The organism is Maribellus sp. YY47 (assembly GCF_023111095.1).
Classification (GTDB): domain Bacteria; phylum Bacteroidota; class Bacteroidia; order Bacteroidales; family Prolixibacteraceae; genus Draconibacterium.
Genome location: NZ_JALGYW010000026.1, coordinates 43,513 through 65,526, shown reverse-complemented (window position 1 = coordinate 65,526; position 22,014 = coordinate 43,513). Strand labels below are relative to the sequence as shown.

Annotated in this window: 17 protein-coding genes and 1 tRNA gene; 15 read left to right on the top strand and 3 right to left on the bottom strand. The window is 42.9% G+C overall.

The window, feature by feature from the left end; translation table 11 throughout:
* Positions 1-142 precede the first annotated feature (142 nt).
* A complete protein-coding gene (pheS, locus tag MR764_RS17805; protein ID WP_247980805.1) occupies positions 143-1,162 on the bottom strand; it encodes a phenylalanine--tRNA ligase subunit alpha in 1,020 nt (339 codons plus the stop codon).
* 137 nt (positions 1,163-1,299) lie between these two features.
* Between pheS and MR764_RS17800 the strand changes: the two genes are divergently transcribed.
* From MR764_RS17800 to MR764_RS17745, 12 genes are all read left to right on the top strand, one after another.
* Positions 1,300-1,371, top strand: a tRNA-Arg gene (locus MR764_RS17800).
* 590 nt (positions 1,372-1,961) lie between these two features.
* Positions 1,962-2,969, top strand: coding sequence for a formylglycine-generating enzyme family protein (locus MR764_RS17795; RefSeq protein ID WP_247980804.1), 1,008 nt, complete (start codon positions 1,962-1,964; stop codon positions 2,967-2,969).
* Positions 2,970-3,228: 259 nt separating this feature from the next.
* Positions 3,229-5,691, top strand: a complete 2,463-nt coding sequence (gene hypD, locus MR764_RS17790) for a trans-4-hydroxy-L-proline dehydratase (RefSeq protein WP_247980803.1) — start codon at positions 3,229-3,231, stop codon at positions 5,689-5,691.
* 142 nt (positions 5,692-5,833) lie between these two features.
* Positions 5,834-6,739, top strand: a complete 906-nt coding sequence (locus MR764_RS17785; RefSeq protein WP_247980802.1) for a glycyl-radical enzyme activating protein — start codon at positions 5,834-5,836, stop codon at positions 6,737-6,739.
* A gap of 119 nt (positions 6,740-6,858) precedes the next feature.
* A complete protein-coding gene (locus tag MR764_RS17780; RefSeq protein WP_247980801.1) occupies positions 6,859-9,921 on the top strand; it encodes a sensor histidine kinase in 3,063 nt (1,020 codons plus the stop codon).
* A 65-nt stretch (positions 9,922-9,986) separates the two neighbouring features.
* A complete protein-coding gene (locus tag MR764_RS17775; RefSeq protein ID WP_233379943.1) occupies positions 9,987-10,619 on the top strand; it encodes a response regulator transcription factor in 633 nt (210 codons plus the stop codon).
* 116 nt (positions 10,620-10,735) lie between these two features.
* Complete coding sequence (locus MR764_RS17770; protein WP_247980800.1) at positions 10,736-12,034, top strand: S41 family peptidase; 1,299 nt, start codon at positions 10,736-10,738, stop codon at positions 12,032-12,034.
* Positions 12,035-12,213: 179 nt separating this feature from the next.
* On the top strand, positions 12,214-13,551 hold the full coding sequence (locus tag MR764_RS17765; protein WP_247980799.1) for a T9SS type A sorting domain-containing protein: 1,338 nt from the start codon (positions 12,214-12,216) through the stop codon (positions 13,549-13,551).
* Between the two features lie 27 nt (positions 13,552-13,578).
* Positions 13,579-14,247 carry a hemerythrin domain-containing protein gene (locus MR764_RS17760; protein WP_247980798.1) on the top strand — a complete coding sequence of 223 codons (669 nt, stop codon included), beginning with the start codon at positions 13,579-13,581 and terminating at the stop codon, positions 14,245-14,247.
* 216 nt (positions 14,248-14,463) lie between these two features.
* Positions 14,464-15,138, top strand: a complete 675-nt coding sequence (locus MR764_RS17755; protein WP_247980797.1) for a hypothetical protein — start codon at positions 14,464-14,466, stop codon at positions 15,136-15,138.
* Positions 15,139-15,148: 10 nt separating this feature from the next.
* Positions 15,149-16,369: a serine hydrolase domain-containing protein gene (locus MR764_RS17750; protein ID WP_247980796.1), complete on the top strand. Its 1,221-nt coding sequence runs from the start codon at positions 15,149-15,151 to the stop codon at positions 16,367-16,369.
* A 28-nt stretch (positions 16,370-16,397) separates the two neighbouring features.
* Positions 16,398-16,967 (top strand): hypothetical protein, encoded by a 570-nt coding sequence (locus MR764_RS17745; protein ID WP_247980795.1) that lies wholly within the window; start codon positions 16,398-16,400, stop codon positions 16,965-16,967.
* A gap of 112 nt (positions 16,968-17,079) precedes the next feature.
* Here the strand turns inward: MR764_RS17745 and MR764_RS17740 are convergent, their stop codons facing one another.
* A complete protein-coding gene (locus tag MR764_RS17740) occupies positions 17,080-17,484 on the bottom strand; it encodes a hypothetical protein (protein WP_247980794.1) in 405 nt (134 codons plus the stop codon).
* 211 nt (positions 17,485-17,695) lie between these two features.
* On the opposite strand from MR764_RS17740, the gene MR764_RS17735 reads away from it, so the two are divergent.
* From MR764_RS17735 to MR764_RS17725, 3 genes are all read left to right on the top strand, one after another.
* Entirely contained in the window at positions 17,696-19,171 is a 1,476-nt protein-coding gene (locus tag MR764_RS17735) for a M28 family peptidase (protein ID WP_247980793.1), read from the top strand.
* Positions 19,172-19,239: 68 nt separating this feature from the next.
* A complete protein-coding gene (locus MR764_RS17730; protein ID WP_247980792.1) occupies positions 19,240-20,007 on the top strand; it encodes a hypothetical protein in 768 nt (255 codons plus the stop codon).
* A 69-nt stretch (positions 20,008-20,076) separates the two neighbouring features.
* Positions 20,077-20,874 carry a DUF2797 domain-containing protein gene (locus tag MR764_RS17725; RefSeq protein ID WP_247980791.1) on the top strand — a complete coding sequence of 266 codons (798 nt, stop codon included), beginning with the start codon at positions 20,077-20,079 and terminating at the stop codon, positions 20,872-20,874.
* Positions 20,875-20,944: 70 nt separating this feature from the next.
* Here MR764_RS17725 and MR764_RS17720 read toward each other — a convergent pair whose 3' ends face one another.
* Positions 20,945-21,919, bottom strand: coding sequence for a polyprenyl synthetase family protein (locus MR764_RS17720; RefSeq protein ID WP_247980790.1), 975 nt, complete (start codon positions 21,917-21,919; stop codon positions 20,945-20,947).
* Positions 21,920-22,014 lie beyond the last annotated feature (95 nt).

Here is a 22,014-nt window from a genome sequence, read left to right as displayed (position 1 = left end):
CACAAACAAGATACCATTAAAATTAAAAGCTATAAAAGAACAGACCGTTTCAAAGCTAGCTTTGAAACGGTCTGTGAATCTATTAACTTAGTCCAATAATCTGTAACGCTTATTTAGGACTAGTCATCGTGATGATTTTTTTCTATGTAGCCGATTCAAATTGCTTTAAAAAGCGAACATCGTTCTCAAAGAAATGGCGAATATCTTTTATACCGTAACGTAACATGGTAATACGTTCAATTCCCATTCCAAAGGCAAAACCGGTGTACTTTCGGCTGTCGATATTACAAAGTTCCAGCACATTTGGATCCACCATTCCACACCCCAGGATTTCCAACCAACCGGTGTATTTGCAAACATTACAGCCTTCGCCACCGCAAATTGAGCAACTTACATCCATTTCGGCGCTTGGCTCGGTAAACGGGAAATACGACGGACGAAGACGAATTTTAGTATTCTCGCCAAACAATTCTTTTGCAAATTGAAGAAGCGTTTGCTTCAGATCGGCAAACGAAACGTTCTCGTCAACATACAGACCTTCGATCTGGTGGAAAATACAGTGCGAACGCGCAGAAATGGCTTCGTTGCGGAAAACACGGCCAGGGAAGATCATGCGAATTGGAGGTTGTGTGCGCTCCATCACGCGAATCTGAACACTCGATGTGTGTGTACGCAATAAAACGTCCGGATCTTTTTCAATAAAGAAAGTATCCTGCATATCACGCGCCGGATGCTCCGGTGGAAAGTTCAGTGCAGAAAACACATGCCAGTCATCTTCAATTTCCGGTCCTTCAGCAACGGTAAAACCCAGTCGCGAAAAAATGCCGATAATTTCATTTTTAACCAGCGAAAGCGGGTGACGTGTTCCTAATTTCATAGGTTCGCCCGGCATAGTTAAATCAATACCCGACGATTCGTTGCCGCTGTTTTCAAAACCTTCTTTGAGTCCGTTTATTTTGTCGAGCGCAAATTGCTTGAGAATGTTGATCGCTTGTCCAACTTCCTTTTTTTGTTCCGGTGGAACATTTTTAAAGTCGTTGAATAATTGGCTGATATGGCCTTTTTTACTGATGTATTTTATCCGTAACTCCTCTACTTCTTCCTTACTTGAAGCAACAATCTTATCGATCTCTTCCTGTAATGTTTTGATCTTGTCTAACATTATCCGCTATTTTATTGATTGGCAAAGATAATCATTCAAATCAAAGAAATGTAAAAGAAGTGGGTGTGCTTTGAACGGAATATTGAAGAACGATTTGTTGGAGAGTAGGTTTTTGTATATTTTTGCGGCGGAAATATGGTCTCGTAGTTCAACGGATAGAATAGCAGTTTCCTAAACTGTAGATATGGGTTCGATTCCCGTCGGGACTACAAAAGAAGGATATCGGAGTAAATTTGATCCGAATCCTTCTTTTTTTGATCCTTACTTAAACTTTTCCTCCGGTTCACAAAAAAATAACATCACATTTGTTAAAATAATTTCCCGAATGTTTTGATAACTCAGAACTTTTTTGTTCATTTGTACCATCGTGCGTTCAGCACGATGTGTGTTTGGGGGTTAACATTAGTAAAAGGGCAGTTGTTGAACTGCCCTTTCTTCTTTTATAAACCTCGCTTTTCCTTTCCTATTCATAATTCGTTTCCAAATAAATAGAGCCAATTTTTAAACAGGTAGAATCATCCGGCAATTTTTCAAAAGTATGCCCTTGATTTTGAATATGATTTGGATTTAGTGTGATTATTTCATCAGTTTTTGTTGAAATTGATATCTAAACTTTTTTCTGATACTGAGGTTATCTAGAGTTGTGACGCAGCACTCTACAAATGATACAAAAATGATATCACGACGCACAAAATCGAACTTCAGGGAATTATCTTTTCCTCTAATTGCATTGATTTTATTTCTGATTTTGGGATGTTCCAACCAAAAAAAACAATCATCTTCTTCCAATGATACTGCAATGCAGAATGTGATTAGTTCAGCAGATAGCATGCAATCGTGTTGTAATTTGGAAGGACTTACTCGCGAACAAGCGACAATTGATACTGCGGAGATTAAACATGGAGATACTGGTTTTCAGGGGATGGTATTTATTGCAGGAGCTGAATTTGATATGGGTGCGGATAATGAACAGGCACGGGCAGATGAATATCCGAAACACCGGGTAAAGGTCGATGATTTTTGGATGGATGAACATGAAGTTACCAATGCCGAATTTCAAACGTTTGTTGCAGAAACCGGTTATGTTACCGTGGCAGAAAAAGATGTGGTTCTTCCACAATATCCCGACAGTGTTTTGAAAGCCGGCTCACTCGTGTTTACCCCTCCTGGTCAGGCGGTTCCGTTAAACGATTATTCGCAGTGGTGGACCTGGACCACGGGAGCCAGCTGGAAACATCCCAAAGGTTCCGGTAGCAGTATAAAGGGATTGGAAAATTATCCGGTGGTGCACGTGTGCTACTACGATGCGCTTGCTTATTGCAAATGGGCTGGGAAAAGACTTCCAACTGAAGCGGAATGGGAATATGCGGCGCGGGGAGGAATACAGAATAAGATATATCCCTGGGGAGATGAGCACATTGAAGCGGGTATGCCAAAAGCCAATTCCTGGAACGGACATTTTCCCAACCAAAATTCAATGATGGATGGGTTTTTCTCCAGTGCCCCTGTTAAGTCTTATGCTGCCAACGGGTTTGGTTTGTATGATATGGCAGGGAATGTTTGGGAAATAACAGCTGATTGGTATGATCCGGATTATTACAAAGCTTTTTCTGACGGGAAGGTGGCAAATAATCCGAAAGGCCCTTTGAAGTCTGCTGGCCCTGAACAACAAAAAACACTTCGGGGTGGCTCTTTTTTGTGTAACGACAGTTATTGTTCAAGTTATCGGGTTGCAGCCCGCATGCCCGGGGAGGTAAACACCGGAATGAGCCACATTGGTTTTCGCTGTGTAAAAGATACGCAATAGTGGTTTGTTTGGCTTTGTTTCTTTGATAATACTGTGCTGATTGGTTGGTATTTATTTATTCTAAGTATATTGAAATCTCCCAAATAATTCTCTAATTTTACTGTCGCAAAAACAAATTCGGTGGCAGTACAGCAACACATATCACATTTGCACGATTCGTACCAATGTCTGTTCGAATGCCGCATGTTCTATGCCTAGTTTTTGCTTCCCCCTCTTTTCCTAATCATTTTATTATTGTTGAATTTAATCAAGTGGTATCATGTCATTTGCTGAAATAAAAACCCAAAAAGCACCTGAACGCCCCGCCGGAGCGGAAGGTAATTTCTATCAACCAACCAAAACCCAAAAAATAGGCCCCGGAATGAATGAACGTATTCAGCGCTTAAGAAAGTTAAGTGTTGAAACTCAGGAATCTTTATCTATCGAAAGGGCGTTGATCACCACCCGCTTTTACAAAGAGAATTACGGAAAATATTCGGAGCCGGTAATGCGCGCCCTGAATTTCCTGGAGATTTGCAAACAAAAGACGATTTATATAGGTGATGATGAACTTATTGTTGGAGAACGCGGGCCAAAACCAAAATCGGTTCCCACTTTTCCGGAGTTAACCTGTCACAGTGTGGAAGATTTTCATGTACTGAACACGCGCGATCAGCAGCGTTATACCGTTTCGCAGGAAGATATTGACACCTACGAACGCGAGGTTATTCCTTATTGGCAGGGCCGCACGATGCGCGAACGCATTTTCAATCATGTTCCGAATGAATGGAAAAGGGCCTACGAAGCCGGTGTATTTACCGAGTTTATGGAACAACGTGCTCCGGGTCACACCGCGCTCGACGGGACGATTTACCGAAAAGGAATGCTTGACTATAAAAAGGAAATTAAGGCACACATCGATAGTCTCGATTTTCTGAATGATCCGGAAGCAACCAGTAAGCTGGAAGAATTAAAAGCAATGGATATTTCGTGCGATGCAGTTATTGTTTTTGCTGAACGTCATGCTGAGTTGGCTGACGAAATGGCTAAAACGGAAAAAGATCCGCAGCGTGTCGGGGAACTGAAACGCATTGCTGAAGTGTGCCGTTGGGTGCCGGCTCATGCACCCCGAAATGTTTGGGAAGCCATTCAGATGTATTGGTTTGTGCATCTCGGAACAGTTACCGAACTGAATGGATGGGACGCCATGAATCCGGGGCATTTTGATCAGCATTTGCAACCATTTTATGAAAAGGAGCTTGCTGAAGGTACGCTCACCCGCGACCAGGCAAAAGAATTGATCTCCTGTTTCTGGATAAAGGTGAACAACCATCCGGCACCGCCAAAAGTTGGAATTACCGCTCGTGAAAGCGGAACTTTTAACGACTTTACCAACATCAACATCGGTGGTGTTAAACCCGACGGGACCGACGCTGTTAGCGAGGTTTCGTACATGATGCTGGAAGTAACCGAAGAACTGCACATTCTTCAGCCCGGAAACTCGGTTCATATCAGCAAAGTAACGCCCGATAAATTTCTGAACGCGGCGGTACATCTGATTCGCCAGGGCCACGGTTATCCTTCTGTTTTTAATCCCGATGTGTATATTCAGGAACTTGTAAATCAAGGAAAAAGCCTGCAGGATGCACGCGAAGGTGGCTGCAGCGGTTGTATTGAAGTGGGTGCTTTTGGTAAAGAAGCGTATCTGCTTACCGGTTATCTGAATGTTCCAAAAGTTCTGGAGATAACGCTGAACAACGGAATTGATCCGCTAACTGGTAAAGTTGCCGGTATAGAAACCGGCGATCCTTTGAGTTTTAAAAGCTATGAAGAACTGTACGAAGCATTTCTGAAACAGCTGAATTTTGTAGTTGATCAAAAAGTTCGTGTTAGCAACTACATCGACCAGATGTTTGCCAAATATGCTCCCGCACCTTTCCTTTCGGTGGTGATTGAAGACTGTATTTCGAAGGGAAAAGACTATTACAACGGCGGGCCGCGATACAACACCAACTACATTCAATGTACCGGTTTGGGCACTGTTACTGACAGTCTTTCAGTATTAAAAAAGCATGTGTTTGAAGATAAAACCTTCACCATGGATACTTTGCTGAAAGCCATAGCAAAGAACTATGAAGGCGAAGAAGCCTTGCGTCAAAGAATTCTGAACTGGACGCCGTTTTTTGGGAACGACGATGAATATGCCGATAACATTGCATTGCGCGTTTACAACGATTTGCTGAATGCTATCGAAGGTAAACCCAACACAAAAGGAGAAGTTTTTCATTTGAATATGCTTTCCACCACCTGCCATGTTTATTTTGGTTTAGTGCTGGGAGCTTCTGCCAACGGGCGTTTTTCAGGTAAATCAATTTCCGATGGAACTTCGCCGTCGCACGGATGCGATACGCACGGGCCAACCAATGTAATTCGTTCGCTTGGTAAACTCGATCAGACAAAATCCGGTGGAACCTTGCTCAACCTGCGTTTTGTTCCAAGCCTGCTGAAACGCGAAAAAGACATGGAAAAACTGGGACACCTGATCCGCAGTTATTTCTCGCTGGGTGGTCATCACATTCAGTTTAATATAGTTGATACTGCTACTTTGTATGCAGCACAGGCTTGCCCCGAAGATTACAAAGATCTACTGGTTCGAATGGCGGGTTACAGCGACTATTTTAACGATATGAACGCCGATCTGCAACAGGAGATTATCGATCGCACAGAAAACGAGTTACTTTAAAATAGGAAGAATTAAAGTTAATGACCCCTCCCAACCTCCCCAAAGGGGAGGAGAAGTCCCCCTTCGGGGGATTTAGGGGGTCATAAATTACAACACAAAGTACAAATGAAACAACGGGTACCATAAGCATATAAACTAATAAATGATTCCACTTATTTTCGATATAAAACGCTACGCCATTAACGATGGCCCGGGAATTCGCATTGCTCTTTACGTTAAAGGTTGTCCGCTGCGCTGCAAATGGTGCCACAACCCCGAAAGCCAACTGCCTAAAATGCAGAAACTGTATACCGCTTCGAAGTGTATTGGCGCACAAGATTGCATTGAAAATTGCCCGGAAGACGCATTAACACTGACTCCAAACGGAATTGTGACCGATGTAGAAAAATGTACGCTTTGTGGTTTGTGCGCCGATGCCTGTCCGACGAAGGCGATTCAGATGTCGGGGAAATTGTACGATGCAGTAGAGTTAATGCAGATTATTGAGCGTGAACGCGTACACATTGAACACTCAGAAGGCGGAGTAACTTTTTCAGGAGGTGAACCGTTGATGTTTCCCGGTTTTCTGCTTGAAATGCTTCAGGAATGCGGGAAAGCCGGTTTGCACCGTGCGGTGGATACCTGTGGTTTTGCGCCTGCAGAAACGTTGCTGGAAGTGGCAACACACACCGATTTGTTTTTATACGATCTGAAAATTATGGATCCTGTTCAGCATAAAAAATGGACCGGAAAGGATAATAAACTCATTCTTGAAAACCTGGTTAAACTGGCTGAAACAGGCGCCGCAATCAATATTCGGGTCCCGTTCATACAAAATGTAAATACTTCGGAATACGAGGTTTCAAAAATGGCCGAATTTATTGCTGTACTGCCCGGTGAAACGCCGCTTGTTAGCTTGTTGCCATACCACAACATTGCTGCGCACAAGTACAACAAACTTGGTTCAAATTACGAGGAATTTGATATGGCTGAACCTTCCGAAGAGGAAATAGAGAAGGCAATCGAAATATTTAATTCGTACGGAGTGGAAGCAGAGGTTGGGGGATAAAAGCAGCTTTTGGGGAATTGAGGGATACGAACCTTTCAAACAGTCACATAAACATGTGGTTTTTTGAATGTCTTGTTTTTGCACGCAATCATTTCGTATTTTTAGGATAAAATAGGTCTATGTCCAGAACTTTATTTTTCCTGCTTTTTTTATTGATAAGTGCCTCTGTTTTTGGGCAGAGGTATTTTATTTTTAATCGGCTTTCGCGTGCCGAAGGACTGAACACAAACAGTGTTAATTGTGTGTGGCAGGATCAGAAAGGTTTTTTGTGGGTAGGGACCGAAAATGGAATTCAACGTTTTGATGGCCGCAAATTTATTCGTTTCCGAACGGATGGAAATGAGTTTTCGATGCCTCCCTTTGGCGTTGATCAGATTCTGGATGCCGGAAACGGCCGTATGTGGATCAGGCAGGGAAGAATGATCGGACAGTTTGATCCTGTTTCGTTTCATTACTACACTGTTCCTGTTGAAACAGAAAGGGCCTATCTGCCGCAAAGTAACCTTCAGCTTTACACGGATAGTAAAGGAAATACGTTTTTGTGCATTGCGAAATACGGGCTCTTGTGGTACGATCCGGCGCAGAGCAAATTTACCGAAGATAACCTCCCCATAAGCGTTCCGGAAGGCTGGCCGGTGAGTTCCTTGTTTGAAGATACGCAAACAGGCAATTACTGGATCAGCAGCGAACGCGGACTGGCTTTGTACGAAAGCGCCACCCAATCGCTGATTTACCATGGTCACAATCCTTCCAAACATCCTTTCTTTGAGACTTTCAGCCACACATTCGTTAATAATTTCTACATCGATAAAAACAATACCTGGTGGATTTTTTACTGGGATTTTGATCCGAGGGGAGAGAAGGCAGAAGTCCTTCATTATTGTCCTGAAAAAAACGAGAGTTTGAATGATACCCTTGGATTCCATGCTGCTTTTCCGGGTTATGCAGAACTGGCCTGGATTTATGAAACCAGGCAGGGACAAGTCTGGATGGGAGGTATTAATGCCTTGTTAAAGCATGATTCGGAGGCAGGTACCTTGATTCAGTATCGGAAAACAGCACCCAAAGAATATGAAATTAAATGCCGCGAAATTAAACAGATGTTTGAAGATCGCGAGGGCAACAGCTGGTTGAGTACCGACAATGGTTTGTATATTCTGACTCCTGAAAAAAGTGTGATGAATTATGTATTCGAAACACAAAGCAAAGACAAGGATATCATGGTGACGTCGATACTGGAGACGCGAAGTAAAGATAACTGGCTGGGGACCTGGGGGAATGGGATTCTGACTTTTGACGATCAGTTTAAGCCGGTAAAACACGAAATGTATTCATCGCTACCCAAGGATAAACTTCCCAATTACTACCTGGTGTGGGATTTATGCCAGCATTCTTTGTCGGGACATGTTTGGTCGGTTTGCCAGGGTGGTGCCATAGCAGTTTTTGATCCCGGCAAAAAAAGCCCGGTTGCTTTTGTCTGGCCGCCGGTTTTTAAGTACAGCACCATTCGCAAAGTGCTTGAAGACAAAGACGGAAACCTTTTGTTTGGAACGCAAAGTGGTAAGTTGATCAGGTGGAGATACGGAACGGAAATTTCGGATGAAAACTTTGAAATAGTGAGGGATTTCAAGACCGCCGTTTTTACGCTGTACAGAGACAGGGAAGATCGTATTTGGGTTGGAACACACAGCGACGGTGTATTTGCAATGGACCCGTCGGCATCGGATGTGTTGTATCATTTTACCGAAAAGCCCTTTCGTGAAACACAAAATACCGGAAACAGCGTGCAGGATATTGTGCAGTTGAACGACAGTATATTTTTTGTCAGTAGCGGTTTTCTCGATATCATCAATATAAGTTCGGGAGAGGTTAAAGTATTGACCCAATACCAGGGCCTTCCGGGGGGAAATGTATCGCAAATGTTAATCGACGACAAAGACGTGCTTTGGTTTACCAGCAACAACGGATTGGTAAGTTACAATTACGAAAACAACATTTTTGTGTCGTACAACGAACGAAACGGGATTATTATGGCCGATAAATCCACGAATGCGAAGTTCAGAATGCAAAACGGGGAATTCTGGTTTGGTGGCGAAAACGTGCTGTTTGGATTCCGACCCGAAGGATTGAAATTTAAGACCGCTCCACCCGATGTGACATTAACCGACTTTAAACTGTTCGATACTTTTATCCCGCTTGATTCACTTTTGTCCAGTGAAAAAGTCGTATTTCAGCCCCACGAAAATTCGTTTACCATTTACTTTTCTTCGTTGAGCTTTACCCAGCAAGACCAGCTGGTTTATTACTACAAAATGGATGGTGTTGACAAAGACTGGAACAGGGCAGAAAATAATCTGACAGCCAGTTACACCACCCTGGCTCCCGGAGATTATGTTTTTCACGTGAAATGTATCAACATGCAGGGACTGGAATCGCTTAACACAACAACGTTGCGAATGACGATCCTTCCGCATTTTTACCAAACAAGGTGGTTTATAGCTCTGTTTTTTTTGTTGATAGCTGGACTGACCTATCTCTTTTACCGGATGCGACTAAACAAACTTTTGGCCGTTGAACGTATCCGGATAAAAGTGGCCCGCGATCTTCATGACGATGTGGGTTCTACGCTTAGCACGATCAATATTTTAAGTTCGATGGCCAAAACAAAGCTGCTGACCGACCCGGTAAAAACCAGCGAATACATTTCAAAAATTACCGATAACAGCCAGCAGATGATGGAAGCCATGGATGACATTGTTTGGAGCATAAAACCGGACAACGACAACATGCAAAAGATCGTAGCAAGGATGCGCGAATATGCTTCCTCCATTCTGGAACCCCGGAATGTGGATGTTTCGTTTCACGTGGAGGAAAAGATTTACGATTTGCGCTTGAATATGGAGACCCGCCGCGATGTGTTTCTGATTTTTAAAGAGGCGGTGAACAACAGCGCCAAATACAGCCGCTGCACAAAAGTGGATGTTTTTATTATGCACGAACACAAAGAATTGAAAATCAGGATAGCCGACAACGGTATTGGGTTTAAATCTCAAACAGCCGATTCGGGAAACGGGTTGGGAAACATGCAAAAGCGGGCAGAAGCTTTGCGGGGCGAAATTAGAATTGAAAGTGAGAAAGGAAAGGGTACCCGGATTTTGCTGCTGATTCCTGTAACGGGTTGAAATTTCACATATTTATGTGGACAAAAAATCTACAGGGTTCCGTATTTTTGACTAAAACAAGGTTGATGACGAAGGTATTAATATACGAAGACAATCCCCAGCTACGGGAAGGCCTTACCATGCTGATTGACGGCAGCGAAGGTTTTAATGTGGTGGCCTCTTTTAAAAACTGCTCCAATATTATTGCGGAAGTGAAAGCCTGGAATCCGGATGTGATTCTGATGGACATTGATATGCCAGCAATGAACGGAATTGAAGGGCTGAAAAAAATAAGGGAAGTGAACCAGGAGGTAAAGGTGCTGATGCTGACGGTTTTCGATGATAATACCAATGTTTTTGAAGCGCTTAAAAACGGTGCAAACGGCTATCTCCTGAAGAAAACACCGCCTGCGAAGTTGCTGGAATACATCGAGGATGTGGCTTCCGGCGGCGCCCCAATGACATCGTCGATTGCAACGCAGGTACTTAAGATGTTTTCAGAATTGCCTGCGCAGAAAAACCACGAATACAACCTGAGCGACCGCGAAAAGGAAGTGTTGCAACTGTTGGTGAATGGTTACAGCTATAAGATGATTGCCAGCGAAATGTTTATTGCCATCGATACGGTGCGTTCGCACATCAAGAAGATCTACGAAAAACTACAGGTAAACAGCAAAAGCGAAGCCGTTGCCAAAGCTTTTAAAGACAAGCTGGTTTAGGGCAGATTCGTTCGTGTTCTGTCGTCTTCTCCCATTCATTTTCACATAATCATGCGATTTTACGACGTTGTTCAATGGGCTTACTTTGCCTTGAACAATTGTTAAAAACAGAAGACATGAAAACGATCATCTTATTCACATTTACCTTATTGCTTTCCGGCGCAATAAAGGCACAACTTACCGCACAAGAGAAACATCTGCTTATCGATTCGTTGTGTGCTAAATTGGAACAATACTATGTTTTTCCCGAAAAGGCTAAGCAAGCCATTCAGTTTATTCGCGAAGAGCAAAAAAAAGGCAGTTATAATTCGATCTCTGATGAGCGTACTTTTGCTGCTCAAATTAGTGCTGATTTGCGAAAATCGGGTCGCGATCAACATTTAAGACAGGAATATTCTAAAACTGTATTACCGGATCAAAACAATGATCCCTATGTTTTTACTGCCGAAGAAGAAGAAATGGTGCGTCGGTTCACGGTACAGGAGAATTTTGGTATTCGGAAGGTTGACATTTTAAAAGGGAATATCGGGCTGATCGACTTTAGTTGCATTTTTGGGGCCGATGAAGCCGGTAAAAAATATGCAGCGATTATGGATTATCTGTCGCATACTGATGCCCTGATTATCGATCTTAGAAATTGCAGGGGTGCGATGGGAGTGGATGGCATCAGCTTTTTTGCCAGCTACTTTTTTCGCGAATCTGTGCACCTGAACGACCTGGTTTGGAGAAGAGGGAACAGAACGGAGCAAAAGTGGACTTATTCCTATCTTCCGGGGAAGCGTTACCTGAATAAGCCGGTGTATGTAGTAACCAGCGCACGGACTTTCTCCGGAGGTGAAGCATTTAGCTACAATATGCAGGCTTTGGGGCGAATAACGGTTGTTGGAGAACAGACAAGGGGAGGTGCAAATCCGGGAATAAGTATGCGGTTGAATGATCATTTTAGCGCTTTTATACCCAACGGAACAACCCTCAGCCCCGTAACCCATTCAAACTGGGAAGGAGTTGGAGTTACGCCCGATATTTCAGAAAAAGCGAATAGGGCTTTGTATGAAAGCTACAAACTTGCGTTAAACGATTGCATTACAAGTGCAACCGACTCAAAGAAGAAAACTTTTTTGGCGAACTGGCTGGAATTTACCGAAGGCAATCCACCGGTTTTTAAACAGGAAACATTCAAACTAAAAGGACACCTGGATGCGCAGGAAGTGTTTTTAACCGGAACGTTTAACAATTGGGCCCGGAAAACCATTCCGATGCAGAAACAGAAAGAGGGCTGGGTGACAACCGTTGAATGCGAAGCGGGGATTAACGAATACCGTTTTATTGTGGATGAGGTACCTGTGCTTGATCCGGATAACGAGCGGGTTATGAAAGGCCTCGAATTCACCAATTCGCTCAGGATAATTCAGTAATAAATATGTTTTTCGATGTTAACCTCTTTTTTTTGGATTTTAAATGGAGTAAAAGATGTGATGAGCAATCACATCTTTTTTTATTTGGAAGCTAACTCTTTTCACATTTTCATGCGATTGTACCTCACTGGTATTCACAGTTACTTTGCTTCTGTTTAATCATCAGAAACATGAAAGCTATGAAAACAAGATTTACCTGTATTTTTTTTATGCTGGTTATGTTCGGAATTGGCGTTAACGCAAAACAAAAATCGTTGGAGGGGCGGAAACTGCCGCGCTTAAATATTAAAAGCATCGCGCTTAACAACGGTACCAAGGTGAATGAATTAAGGCATCTTACGCTTACCGGAGACCAGTTTTCTGAACCCGGATTCAGCCAGGATTTTTCCTGGGATGAAGAATCGGGAGGGTGGATGTATGTAACAAACACTACCTATTCTTACAACGATGTGGGCGCCCCAACCGGGGAAGTCATTCAGGATGCAGGAACAGATCTTTACCTGTTCCGGAATTCCTACGATTACGATTACTTTGGGAATATTACGGAAGATATTGCCTATACAAGGGGAGTTGATGAGTGGATTATTTCGGCGGGGGAGAAATCGGTTTATACGGTTAATGGCAATGGTGATATTACCGGAGTTACTCACCAAACCTGGGAAAATTTCGAATGGGTAAACAAAACAAAAGATGTATACACCTTGAATGCTCAGAATGTTCCAACCGAAATGGAAACGTACACGTGGAACGGTACCGGATGGGATGCGTACAGCAAGACAATGGACATTACGTGGACAAACTGGAACAAACGGGAGCTGGGAGCTTACACCCTTCAATTGTGGAAGGAAGGAGCATGGGAGAATGCCGAGCGCTTCTCTTCGTCGCGAAATGGAAATACGTTTACCGATGTTATTCAGCTTTGGAAAAACAACGAATGGGTAAACGAAAAAAGAGAAACGTATACCAGTACTGATACCGAAGAGCAGATTACGCTTGAGCTTTGGCGACAAGAGGAGTGGCAGAAGAAGGAAAAATACCTTGCTTCAATTGATGGCAGGGGAAACCAGACCGGGGTTGTTTACAGCAGTTGGGACGGCACCGAGTGGTACGCCGAAATGGAGCTCTTTTTTGATCTCACGTACAACGAGTCGGACGATGTTACTCAAATGGTTTTCCGGTATCGTGATCCCAGCATGGAAGAACCGGCGAATATTTCGAAATTTCTTTACAGCAGTTTTCTGCATTTCACAACCGATGTTCCTGTTGTGGAGTTGCTTGATAATGTACAAGTGTTCCCCAATCCGGTGAACAACTCACTAAATATTCACATCGACGATTCGCAACTTTCCACCTACGAGGTGAATATTTTGTCTCTTACCGGGCAAAAAGTATTTAGCGGAATTTTTTCAACTCCCACCATTTCAGTTAACACCGGGTATTTTACAGCCGGAACCTATGTGCTGAATATCCTAAACAAGGATGGAAGAGTGTACAACACCGAATTAATGAAGCAATAAAAACACACCCGAAAAACAGAAAACAAAATGGAAACAATCAGACTATTTGCGGCGCCACATAAAGCGCTCAGAAAAACCATAGCCGATTTTATGGTGATGATCGGTCAAACCAATTTTGACAACATGAGAGCAGTTGCCAAACTTAAAAAAGCAGGGCGGGAAATGTTTTTCCTGCTAAGCTCTCATGCCGAAACCGAAGACCGGATCATTTTGAAGGCCCTCGAACAAAAAGTTCCGGGAGCGACCGATCACGATAAAAACGATCATGTAAAAATTGAAAGACTTCAACGCTCACTTGAAATTCATTTGAATCTTTTAAGTACTTCGGTAAGAACCGATGAAGCACACGACTTTTACCTTGAGTTTGCAAAGTTTTACTGCCTCTATCTCGAACACATTGATGAGGAAGAAACGCTGACTCAGAGGCTGATTTGGGAGCATTTCTCCGGGGAAGAGCAACTGGCCATTCGGGCATCAATTGTCGCAAAAATGGATCCTGAGACCTATGCTGTATGGCTCAAGCACATGATTCCTGCACAAAATGACGCGGAGAACCGGATGATGCTCGGAGCTATCCGCAATAACATGCCGACCGACCGGTTTCATGCACTGATGGAACGAATGGGAGAGAGCATGCCTGAAGACGATTTCCTAACGCTCGGAATTCAGTTGTCGGCATTGGCAATCCAGGAATGATTGTTTCAAAAATAGAATGTGATTCTTAATCACATCTTTTAACCGTTTCAACGCTCATTTTCACATAAGTATGTGATTTTACACCTCGCCGGGAATACTGAAATTTGTAACATGTATTACAGCATTGATTGGGCATGGTAAGATAGTCAGTTCTGAAATATGATGCGAATTTTCCCGAATGTACGGGATTGCCTCGAAAGCATTGAAGTTAAGCAAATGAAAACAATAAAAACAGAAAACAATGAGCAAGAATTTGTTCCCGGTCTAAAAGAAGACCGGGACAAATTTCTAAATGGCATGATTGAAAAAGCAATTATGTTGCTGCTTCTTCTCCTTCTTCTTTTTTGTATATCAAGAGCAGAAGAACAAGTAAAAGAGACTAAATGGCAATTTGATATTTCGACAGGAATACATGCTTTTTATGCACCGGTTGAAAATTTAAAATGGGATAATCCCGGACTTGTTACTTCAGTAGGACTCAACAGAATGTTAGGTCAAAAGAAAGTTTTTTCTGTTGGCCTTCAATTTCAATATGAGCAAAGCCAGTATCTGGGAAATGCATCAAGTCTGCAATTTATAGCACAGTTTTTACCGGTTATTTTGAGAAAAATTGAACTGGGAGTCGGCTTTGGAGCTGGCTACCGATTGTCGGGATACCCTACAAAGACTTTAAGCTGGGATGGAGATTTATGGGAAAAGGGCAAAAATTTCAAAGGAATTTTCCAAATACCCTTGCAGTTTAGCGTTGGATTCCGATCGATTCGTCTCGCCTATTTTGCAGTTACTCCATTTATTGCTTACCAATTACAGGCTCTTTTGGGGTATAATCCTGATTTTGATCCTCTGCCTGATTCAACGATCAGCTGTGGTTTTAAATTTCAACTCTATTAACGGAAATAACATGAAAACTTTCTATCCATACCTTTTAGCACTTGTAGTTTTGACATTAATCAGTTCATGTGAAAACAAATTGTTTGAGTTGGATAATCAGCCATCAGCCGAAGATTTTGTATCCAATCCGGATCATCCGATGAAGGACTCGCTTGAATTTATAATGGGCAAATATGTAACTAAAGGAATTCCGGGAGTTCAGGTGGTTATCAAAAATGATGACGGTTGGTTGCACGTTACCAACGGGTATGCCAAAATTGAAACCGGGGAGACTTTTCGCTCAGGTGTAACAACCTGGCTGTTCAGCATAACGAAAACTTATACTGCAGCGCTTGTTATGAAACAGATTGAAGCCGGGGAAATTGATCCTGACCAATCGATAACATCGTATCTTCCTGAAGATGTGCTTGACAAAATATTGGGTCATGAACCAGTGACTGTCAGAATGTTGTTAAACCACACATCAGGAATTGTGAATGTTACTGATCTTCCTGAGTTTGTTGTTGGTCAATTGAACAACCCTTTGGATCAACCTTCTATTGAACAACGATTAAATATGATGAAAAATGAGCCGCTGGCTTTTGAACCAGGAACAGATTTTTTGTACTCGAATACAAATTATCTTCTTCTACAGCTTATTCTGGAATATGTAAGCGGAAAGACTTACTGGCAATTGCTCGACGAGCAAATTATTCAGCCTTTGCAACTTAGGCATACTTATTATGGCTTGCAGAACCAGCAAGTTGTAACCCTTGGCTTTCCGAATTACTATTTTGATAGACATGCCAATGAACAGCTGGAGAATATTACAAAATGGAACAATGCACTTGCTAACGCCAGCGATGCTTACGGTGCTCTTGCTGCTACGCCGGCCGATGTAATACGTTTTCACGAGGCTCTGCTTGCAGGGCAGATTGTTTCCATTAATTCATTACTCGAAATGCAAAACTGGGTAGAGGGAGTAAACTCGACCGAACCGGAATACGGAGAGGGTTTCGAATACTGGCAGTTTAACCCTGGCTCTTCCCCGCAATTCGGACACGAGGGTGATGGAATTGGTTGTTCGACTCAATTATTTTATGTACCCGACACCAACACTTTCGTCTTCATTAACGTGAATGTGGGAAGGCAACTTTATGGGCCATACCTTTTTAAAATAACCGATATAAAACGTGACATCTGCCGTTACGTTGCAAATTGGCATGAAGAGCAATCATTAAAAGCGTACTGATTTTAAAAATTTACTAATAACAATAAGCATGAAAACAATTTCTTTATTCACAGTACTTATCGCGCTGCTTTTTGTTGCATGCGCGCCAAAGAAGAGCGAAATCCCTGCAGTAACTGTCGAAATTTCTTTATCAGAAATGATTGATAAAGGAGAAAAGCTGGTGACCATAATGGGATGTAACGATTGCCATTCGCCCAAAGTAATGACCGCCATGGGGCCGGTTCCCGATTCTTTGAGGCTTTTGTCAGGTCATCCCGCCACCGAGCCTTTACCTGAATACGATAAAAAAGTATTACAGTCGTATGTACTATTCAATATGAATAACACTGCAGCAATTGGCCCGTGGGGAACCTCTTATGCCGCGAACCTCACTCCCGATCAAACAGGCATTGGTAGCTGGACCGAGGAACAGTTTATCAGGGCAATGAAAGAAGGAAAATGGAAAGGTCTTGAGAACAGCAGATCGCTGCTGCCCCCGATGCCCTGGCAATCGTACAGCCAAATGCCGTTGGAAGACCTCAAAGCCATTTTTGCCTATTTGAAAAGTATTAAGCCGGTTAAAAACCTGGTACCGATGGCTACTCCGCCTTCCATGTAAAATTTAACAGGAATGATTTACAGAATTTAAAGAAATCATAGTCCCTCAATTATAAATATTCCTCAAAACCTGGCAGAAGCAATTCTGGCAGGTTTTTTTATTGTGAATGGGTTTATTCCTTCTTTCCCCAGGTCAATACAATGACCAGCCCGGTAATGGCTGAAATCAGCAGATAAGCCAGTATATCAACAACAATGGCTGAAAGATTCAGAATCACATTGGTCATGGAATAAAATCCCAGATCAATACTAAGGGCATATAACACACCAACAATGGCAGCGATTTTAGCGCCGTCAACCAACGTTTTAGCGCCGGCCCAATTCAGAATGAGTGTGAACAGCAAGGCCAGTGCGAGGTTGGAAACAATCATGGCCCACCAGATCATTTCATTCTCAGGAAGATAAACGTCTTGGTTGTAGTTGTTCATTGAAAAATCCATAAGTAAAATTCCCCAAACCAGCCAGCCCAGGAAGAAAAATGCAATCGCTCCGAAAACAGTTCCTCTTAAAATTTTCATTTTTTTGATTTTTAAAGTTAGCGTATGAAAGTTATGTAAAAGAAGCTTTTGTGTTGTAAAACAGGGCGTTAAATCAGTAGGGTTAAGATTCCACAGCAACTTCGGACAATCAATTTTCGAACCTGCAATTCAACTATTTTAGATTTTTTATATCTCAGATACTGTCCGTTCAAAAAATTGTATTTTTAGTGCTTTTGAAAATTTGATCAACATGAAAATAGTACCATTTGCAGCCAGTTTGCTGTTGCTGCTGAGCATGTTCCATGTAAACGCACAGGAAAAGACCGACAAGGAAAAATTATTGACGACTTTTCATAGCATATCCAGTAATGAGATTCTTGGGTATGTGGAAGAATTGAGCGCTCCGCAATACAAAGGGCGTTTGTCGGGATCTCCCGAGTATATGGCTGCCGCCGAGTGGTGTGCCGGAAAGTTCCGGGAGTGGGGGATTCAGCCGGCCAATAATGGAAGCTACTTTCAGTTTTTTAAAAATGAATATTCCGAAGTCCCCTCTTTAGGAGAGGTGATATATTCGAATGGTGACAACAAACGCACGCTAAAATTTCCTGATGAGTATCTTCCGGGATCTAATTCTGCAAGCGGAACCGTAGACGCCAACCTGGTTTATGTGGGTTACGGGATTACCGCTCCCGAACTCGATTACGACGATTACAAAAATGTGGATGTTAAAGGAAAAATCATTGTGTTGGAATCGGGAATTCCCTATACAAAAAACGACACTACAATGGCAAAATGGACACCGTATGCCTACCATCGGTATAAATTCAGAAATGCAGTAAAACACGGTGCTGCGGGTATGATTTATACCAATTTGACCGCAAATCCCAACACGGTTAATATCGATGGCTTTGTTTATGCGCATGTGAGTCCTGATTTGATCGGACAGATTTTTTCAGATGCCGGGAAGGATTATGCGGAAACCCAAAAGCAACTTCAGAACGGCGAAATTCCTTCGTTTGCTTTTGGCGCTGGGCAAAAAATAAAAATTACCGCTCAAACAAAATACTTTCCCGATGCTCGGTCCTGCAACGTGGTGGGGATGATCGAAGGCTCAGATCCGGTGTTGAAAGAGGAAGTTATCATTATTGGCGGTCACCTCGATGGCCAGGGGCAACTGGGAGATGTGGCGTTTCCGAGTGCGCTCGACAATGGTTCGGGAGTGGCGGATATTCTGGGAGCTGCAAAAGCTTTTGCGAGTTCAGAAATCAAGCCTGAACGTTCGATTCTTTTTATCCTGATCGGTGGTGAAGAATGTGGTTTGTACGGATCAAAATATTATGCTGAAAACCCTTTGTTCCCCATAACAAAAACCCGTTTGATGATCAACCTGGATATGGTGGGTAACGGAACCGGTTTTTTTCTGACAGGAGGGAAAACGTACGTCGATTTGTACCGGCATTTCGAAACGGCAAATGAAGCGTGGATTCACCGGAAATTGCAGACCAATGCAGTTACCAAAAATTATGGCCGTCCACGTTCCGATGCATCAAATTTTGAAAATGCCGGCATTCCTACTTTTAGCCTGTGGACTTCAGGCAGCGTTTATCCCGTGTATTATCACCATCCAAAAGATAAAACCGATGTGCTGACTCCTGAAATTATGGAAGATGCCGCCAAACTGCTTTACCTTGGGGTAATGGGAATTGCCAACGAGGGTGGTAATTGAACGTATTGAAAGCGCCTTGATCAACTTTTTAGCATTTTTCCTTGTTTAGAGTTGTAGAATTATCAAACATGAATTCAAAAAAAGAACGCTATAAACGAACAATGCTTGATCTGGCCAAAAATGAAGATCTGGTTTCCGGAATCTATAATTATTGCGACCGCTGGTGCGAGCGCTGTACTAAAACCCGGAAATGTTTGACTTACCTGCACGAACAGGAGATGAAAGAAGGAGCGGATGCGCAAAATTCAGACGACGAGAACCAGCACTTCTGGGAACAGATTCGTCTGGCCTGGGAAGTTACCATGGAATTAATTGAGGAAGATGCCGATCGCCTGGGCATTGATCTGAATAATGTTCCTGAAATTGAACTGCCGGAACACATTGAAACTCCGCTGGAAGTGAGGGCAAAAGACTACGGTTTTAAAATGCACGACTGGCTGGAGAAGAACCGGGAATATATTGCTGAAAAGGCGGAACAACTGGTGATGATTGCCGACGAAGCTTTGATTGTTAAGTACAAAGATGCGTTGGAGGTACTTCAGTGGTATTATTTTTTTATCGGAACTAAGGTTCACCGGGCACACCTCGATTTGGAAGAGCGACAGAATGATCCCGAGGATGAATACAGCGTTTATTCTGATAACCTGGGATCGGCAAAAATTGCCATTATTGCCATTGAGCGCTCAATGGATGCCTTGTCGGTTTTTTATGACGATTTCAAGGAGAGGGAGGACGATATCCTGGGTTTTCTGGCCGAATTGTCTTCCCTAAAAAAACAATTGTTGAAGACCTTTCCCGGGGTAATGGATTTTAAGCGTCCCGGCTTTGATGATTAAAGCTTTTCAAACTTTGCAGGGTGCAAGTTCTGTACTATCTTCACCTTTGGAAAAATAGACTTACATTTTATGCAATACGAAGGTAACATCCTGAAAATGAAAACAGAATTGGTAAAGCCGGTGAATTACCAATTGCCCATTGGCGACCAATGGGTGGACATGAATGCCCTGATCGGGAAAAACATAAAAATGAGGTTCGATGGCCGGATCAACTGTGTTTCATGTGGAAAGCAAACCAAAACATCGTTTGGGCAGGGATTTTGCTACAACTGCCTGCAAACCGCCCCCGAAGCCAGCGAGTCAATTATGCGCCCCGAATTTTCGAAATCACATTTTGGCATGGCACGCGACCTCGAATGGGCCGAAAAACACGATCTGATCGATCATTACGTTTACCTGGCGGTTTCCAGCGAAATGAAAATAGGAGTTACCCGAAATCATCAGGTTCCCACCCGCTGGATCGACCAGGGAGCCAGTTTTGCGATTAAAGTGGCCAAAACACCCAACCGCCATATTGCCGGGGTAATCGAGGTTTTTCTGAAAAATTATTTCACCGATAAAACCAATTGGCGGGCGATGTTGAAAAACGAAATTCTTCAGGAATTTGATCTTCTTGCCGAAAAGAAAAAGGTAATTGATCTTTTACCGGCAGAACTCAGGAAATATGCCGAGCCCGATGATGCGGTGACTGCGATTGATTACCCGGTTGACAAATACCCGGAGAAAATTACCAGCATTGGTTTCGACAAACAACCCGTGATAGAGGGAACCCTGACTGGAATTAAAGGCCAGTACCTGATATTGGATGAAAGCAATGTAATGAATGTACGCAAGCACAACGGCTATTTTATTAGTCTGGAGGCATAAAAAAGGATGACATCTGTTGGGTATCGCCCCGGCAGATGTCATCCTTGTTTTTTCGAACAACAGCGTTATTTTATTTCTTCCGGGTAGTAATGTACTCCATCAGTTCGATCAGCGATTCGCGGGCATCGCTGTCCGGAAATTCCATCAAACCGGCAATGGCTTTGTCCTTAAATTCGATCATGCGGAGTTCTGCATATTCCAGTCCACCGCGATTGATAACCAGTTGAATCAGCTCTTTTACCGTCTTGCTGTTTTTGTTCCGGCGTTTTACCATCCGAAGTATCCGTTTTCTTTCTGAACTGTCCGAATTATTCAGGATGTGCAGCAGTGGCAGGGTAATTTTCTTTTCCTTGATATCGTTTCCAATCGGTTTTCCGATTAAGCCTTTCGACTGGTAATCAAAAATGTCGTCTTTAATCTGAAAGGCAATGCCTGCATCCTGCCCGATCCGGTACATTTTTTCCACAATCTCCTCGTCTTCCGTTGCCGAAGCTGCGCCAATGGCCATGCTGGTTGCAATCAGCGAAGCTGTTTTTTTACGGATGATCTCGAAATAGGTATCATCGTCGATATCAAGTTTCCGGCTTTTTTTCATCTGCAGAATTTCGCCTTCGCTCATATCCTGAACGGCTCTGGAAATCAGGTGCAGGAAGTTGTACTTTTTGTTTTCAAGCTGAAGAAGTAATCCTTTTGCCAGGATGTAATCTCCGACCAATACCGCCAGTTTGTTTTTCCAAAGCGCTTTTACCGAAAAAGCTCCGCGGCGTTCGTACGATTCATCCACCACATCGTCGTGAACTAGTGTTGCCGTGTGCAGCAACTCCACCGAACAGGCAGCCAGCTTCGAAAATTCGTTGGTGCCACCATGTAATTTGGCCGACAAAAAAACGAACATGGGCCGAAGTTGTTTCCCTTTTGTACGGTAGAGGTAATTTAAAATTGTCGCAAGAAGCGGAATATCACTTTGTAACGAGTTTTTGAAATATGGTTCAAAATCAATTAACTCTTTTTCTATTGGGGCCTTTATTTTTTGTAATGCATTCATTTTCTGAACTGTCCTGATTTCTTTTGGTGAACGAACATAAAACAATTTCAATTAAAAAAAGATTGTTTCAAAAAAAAAAGTTATCATTGAACTGG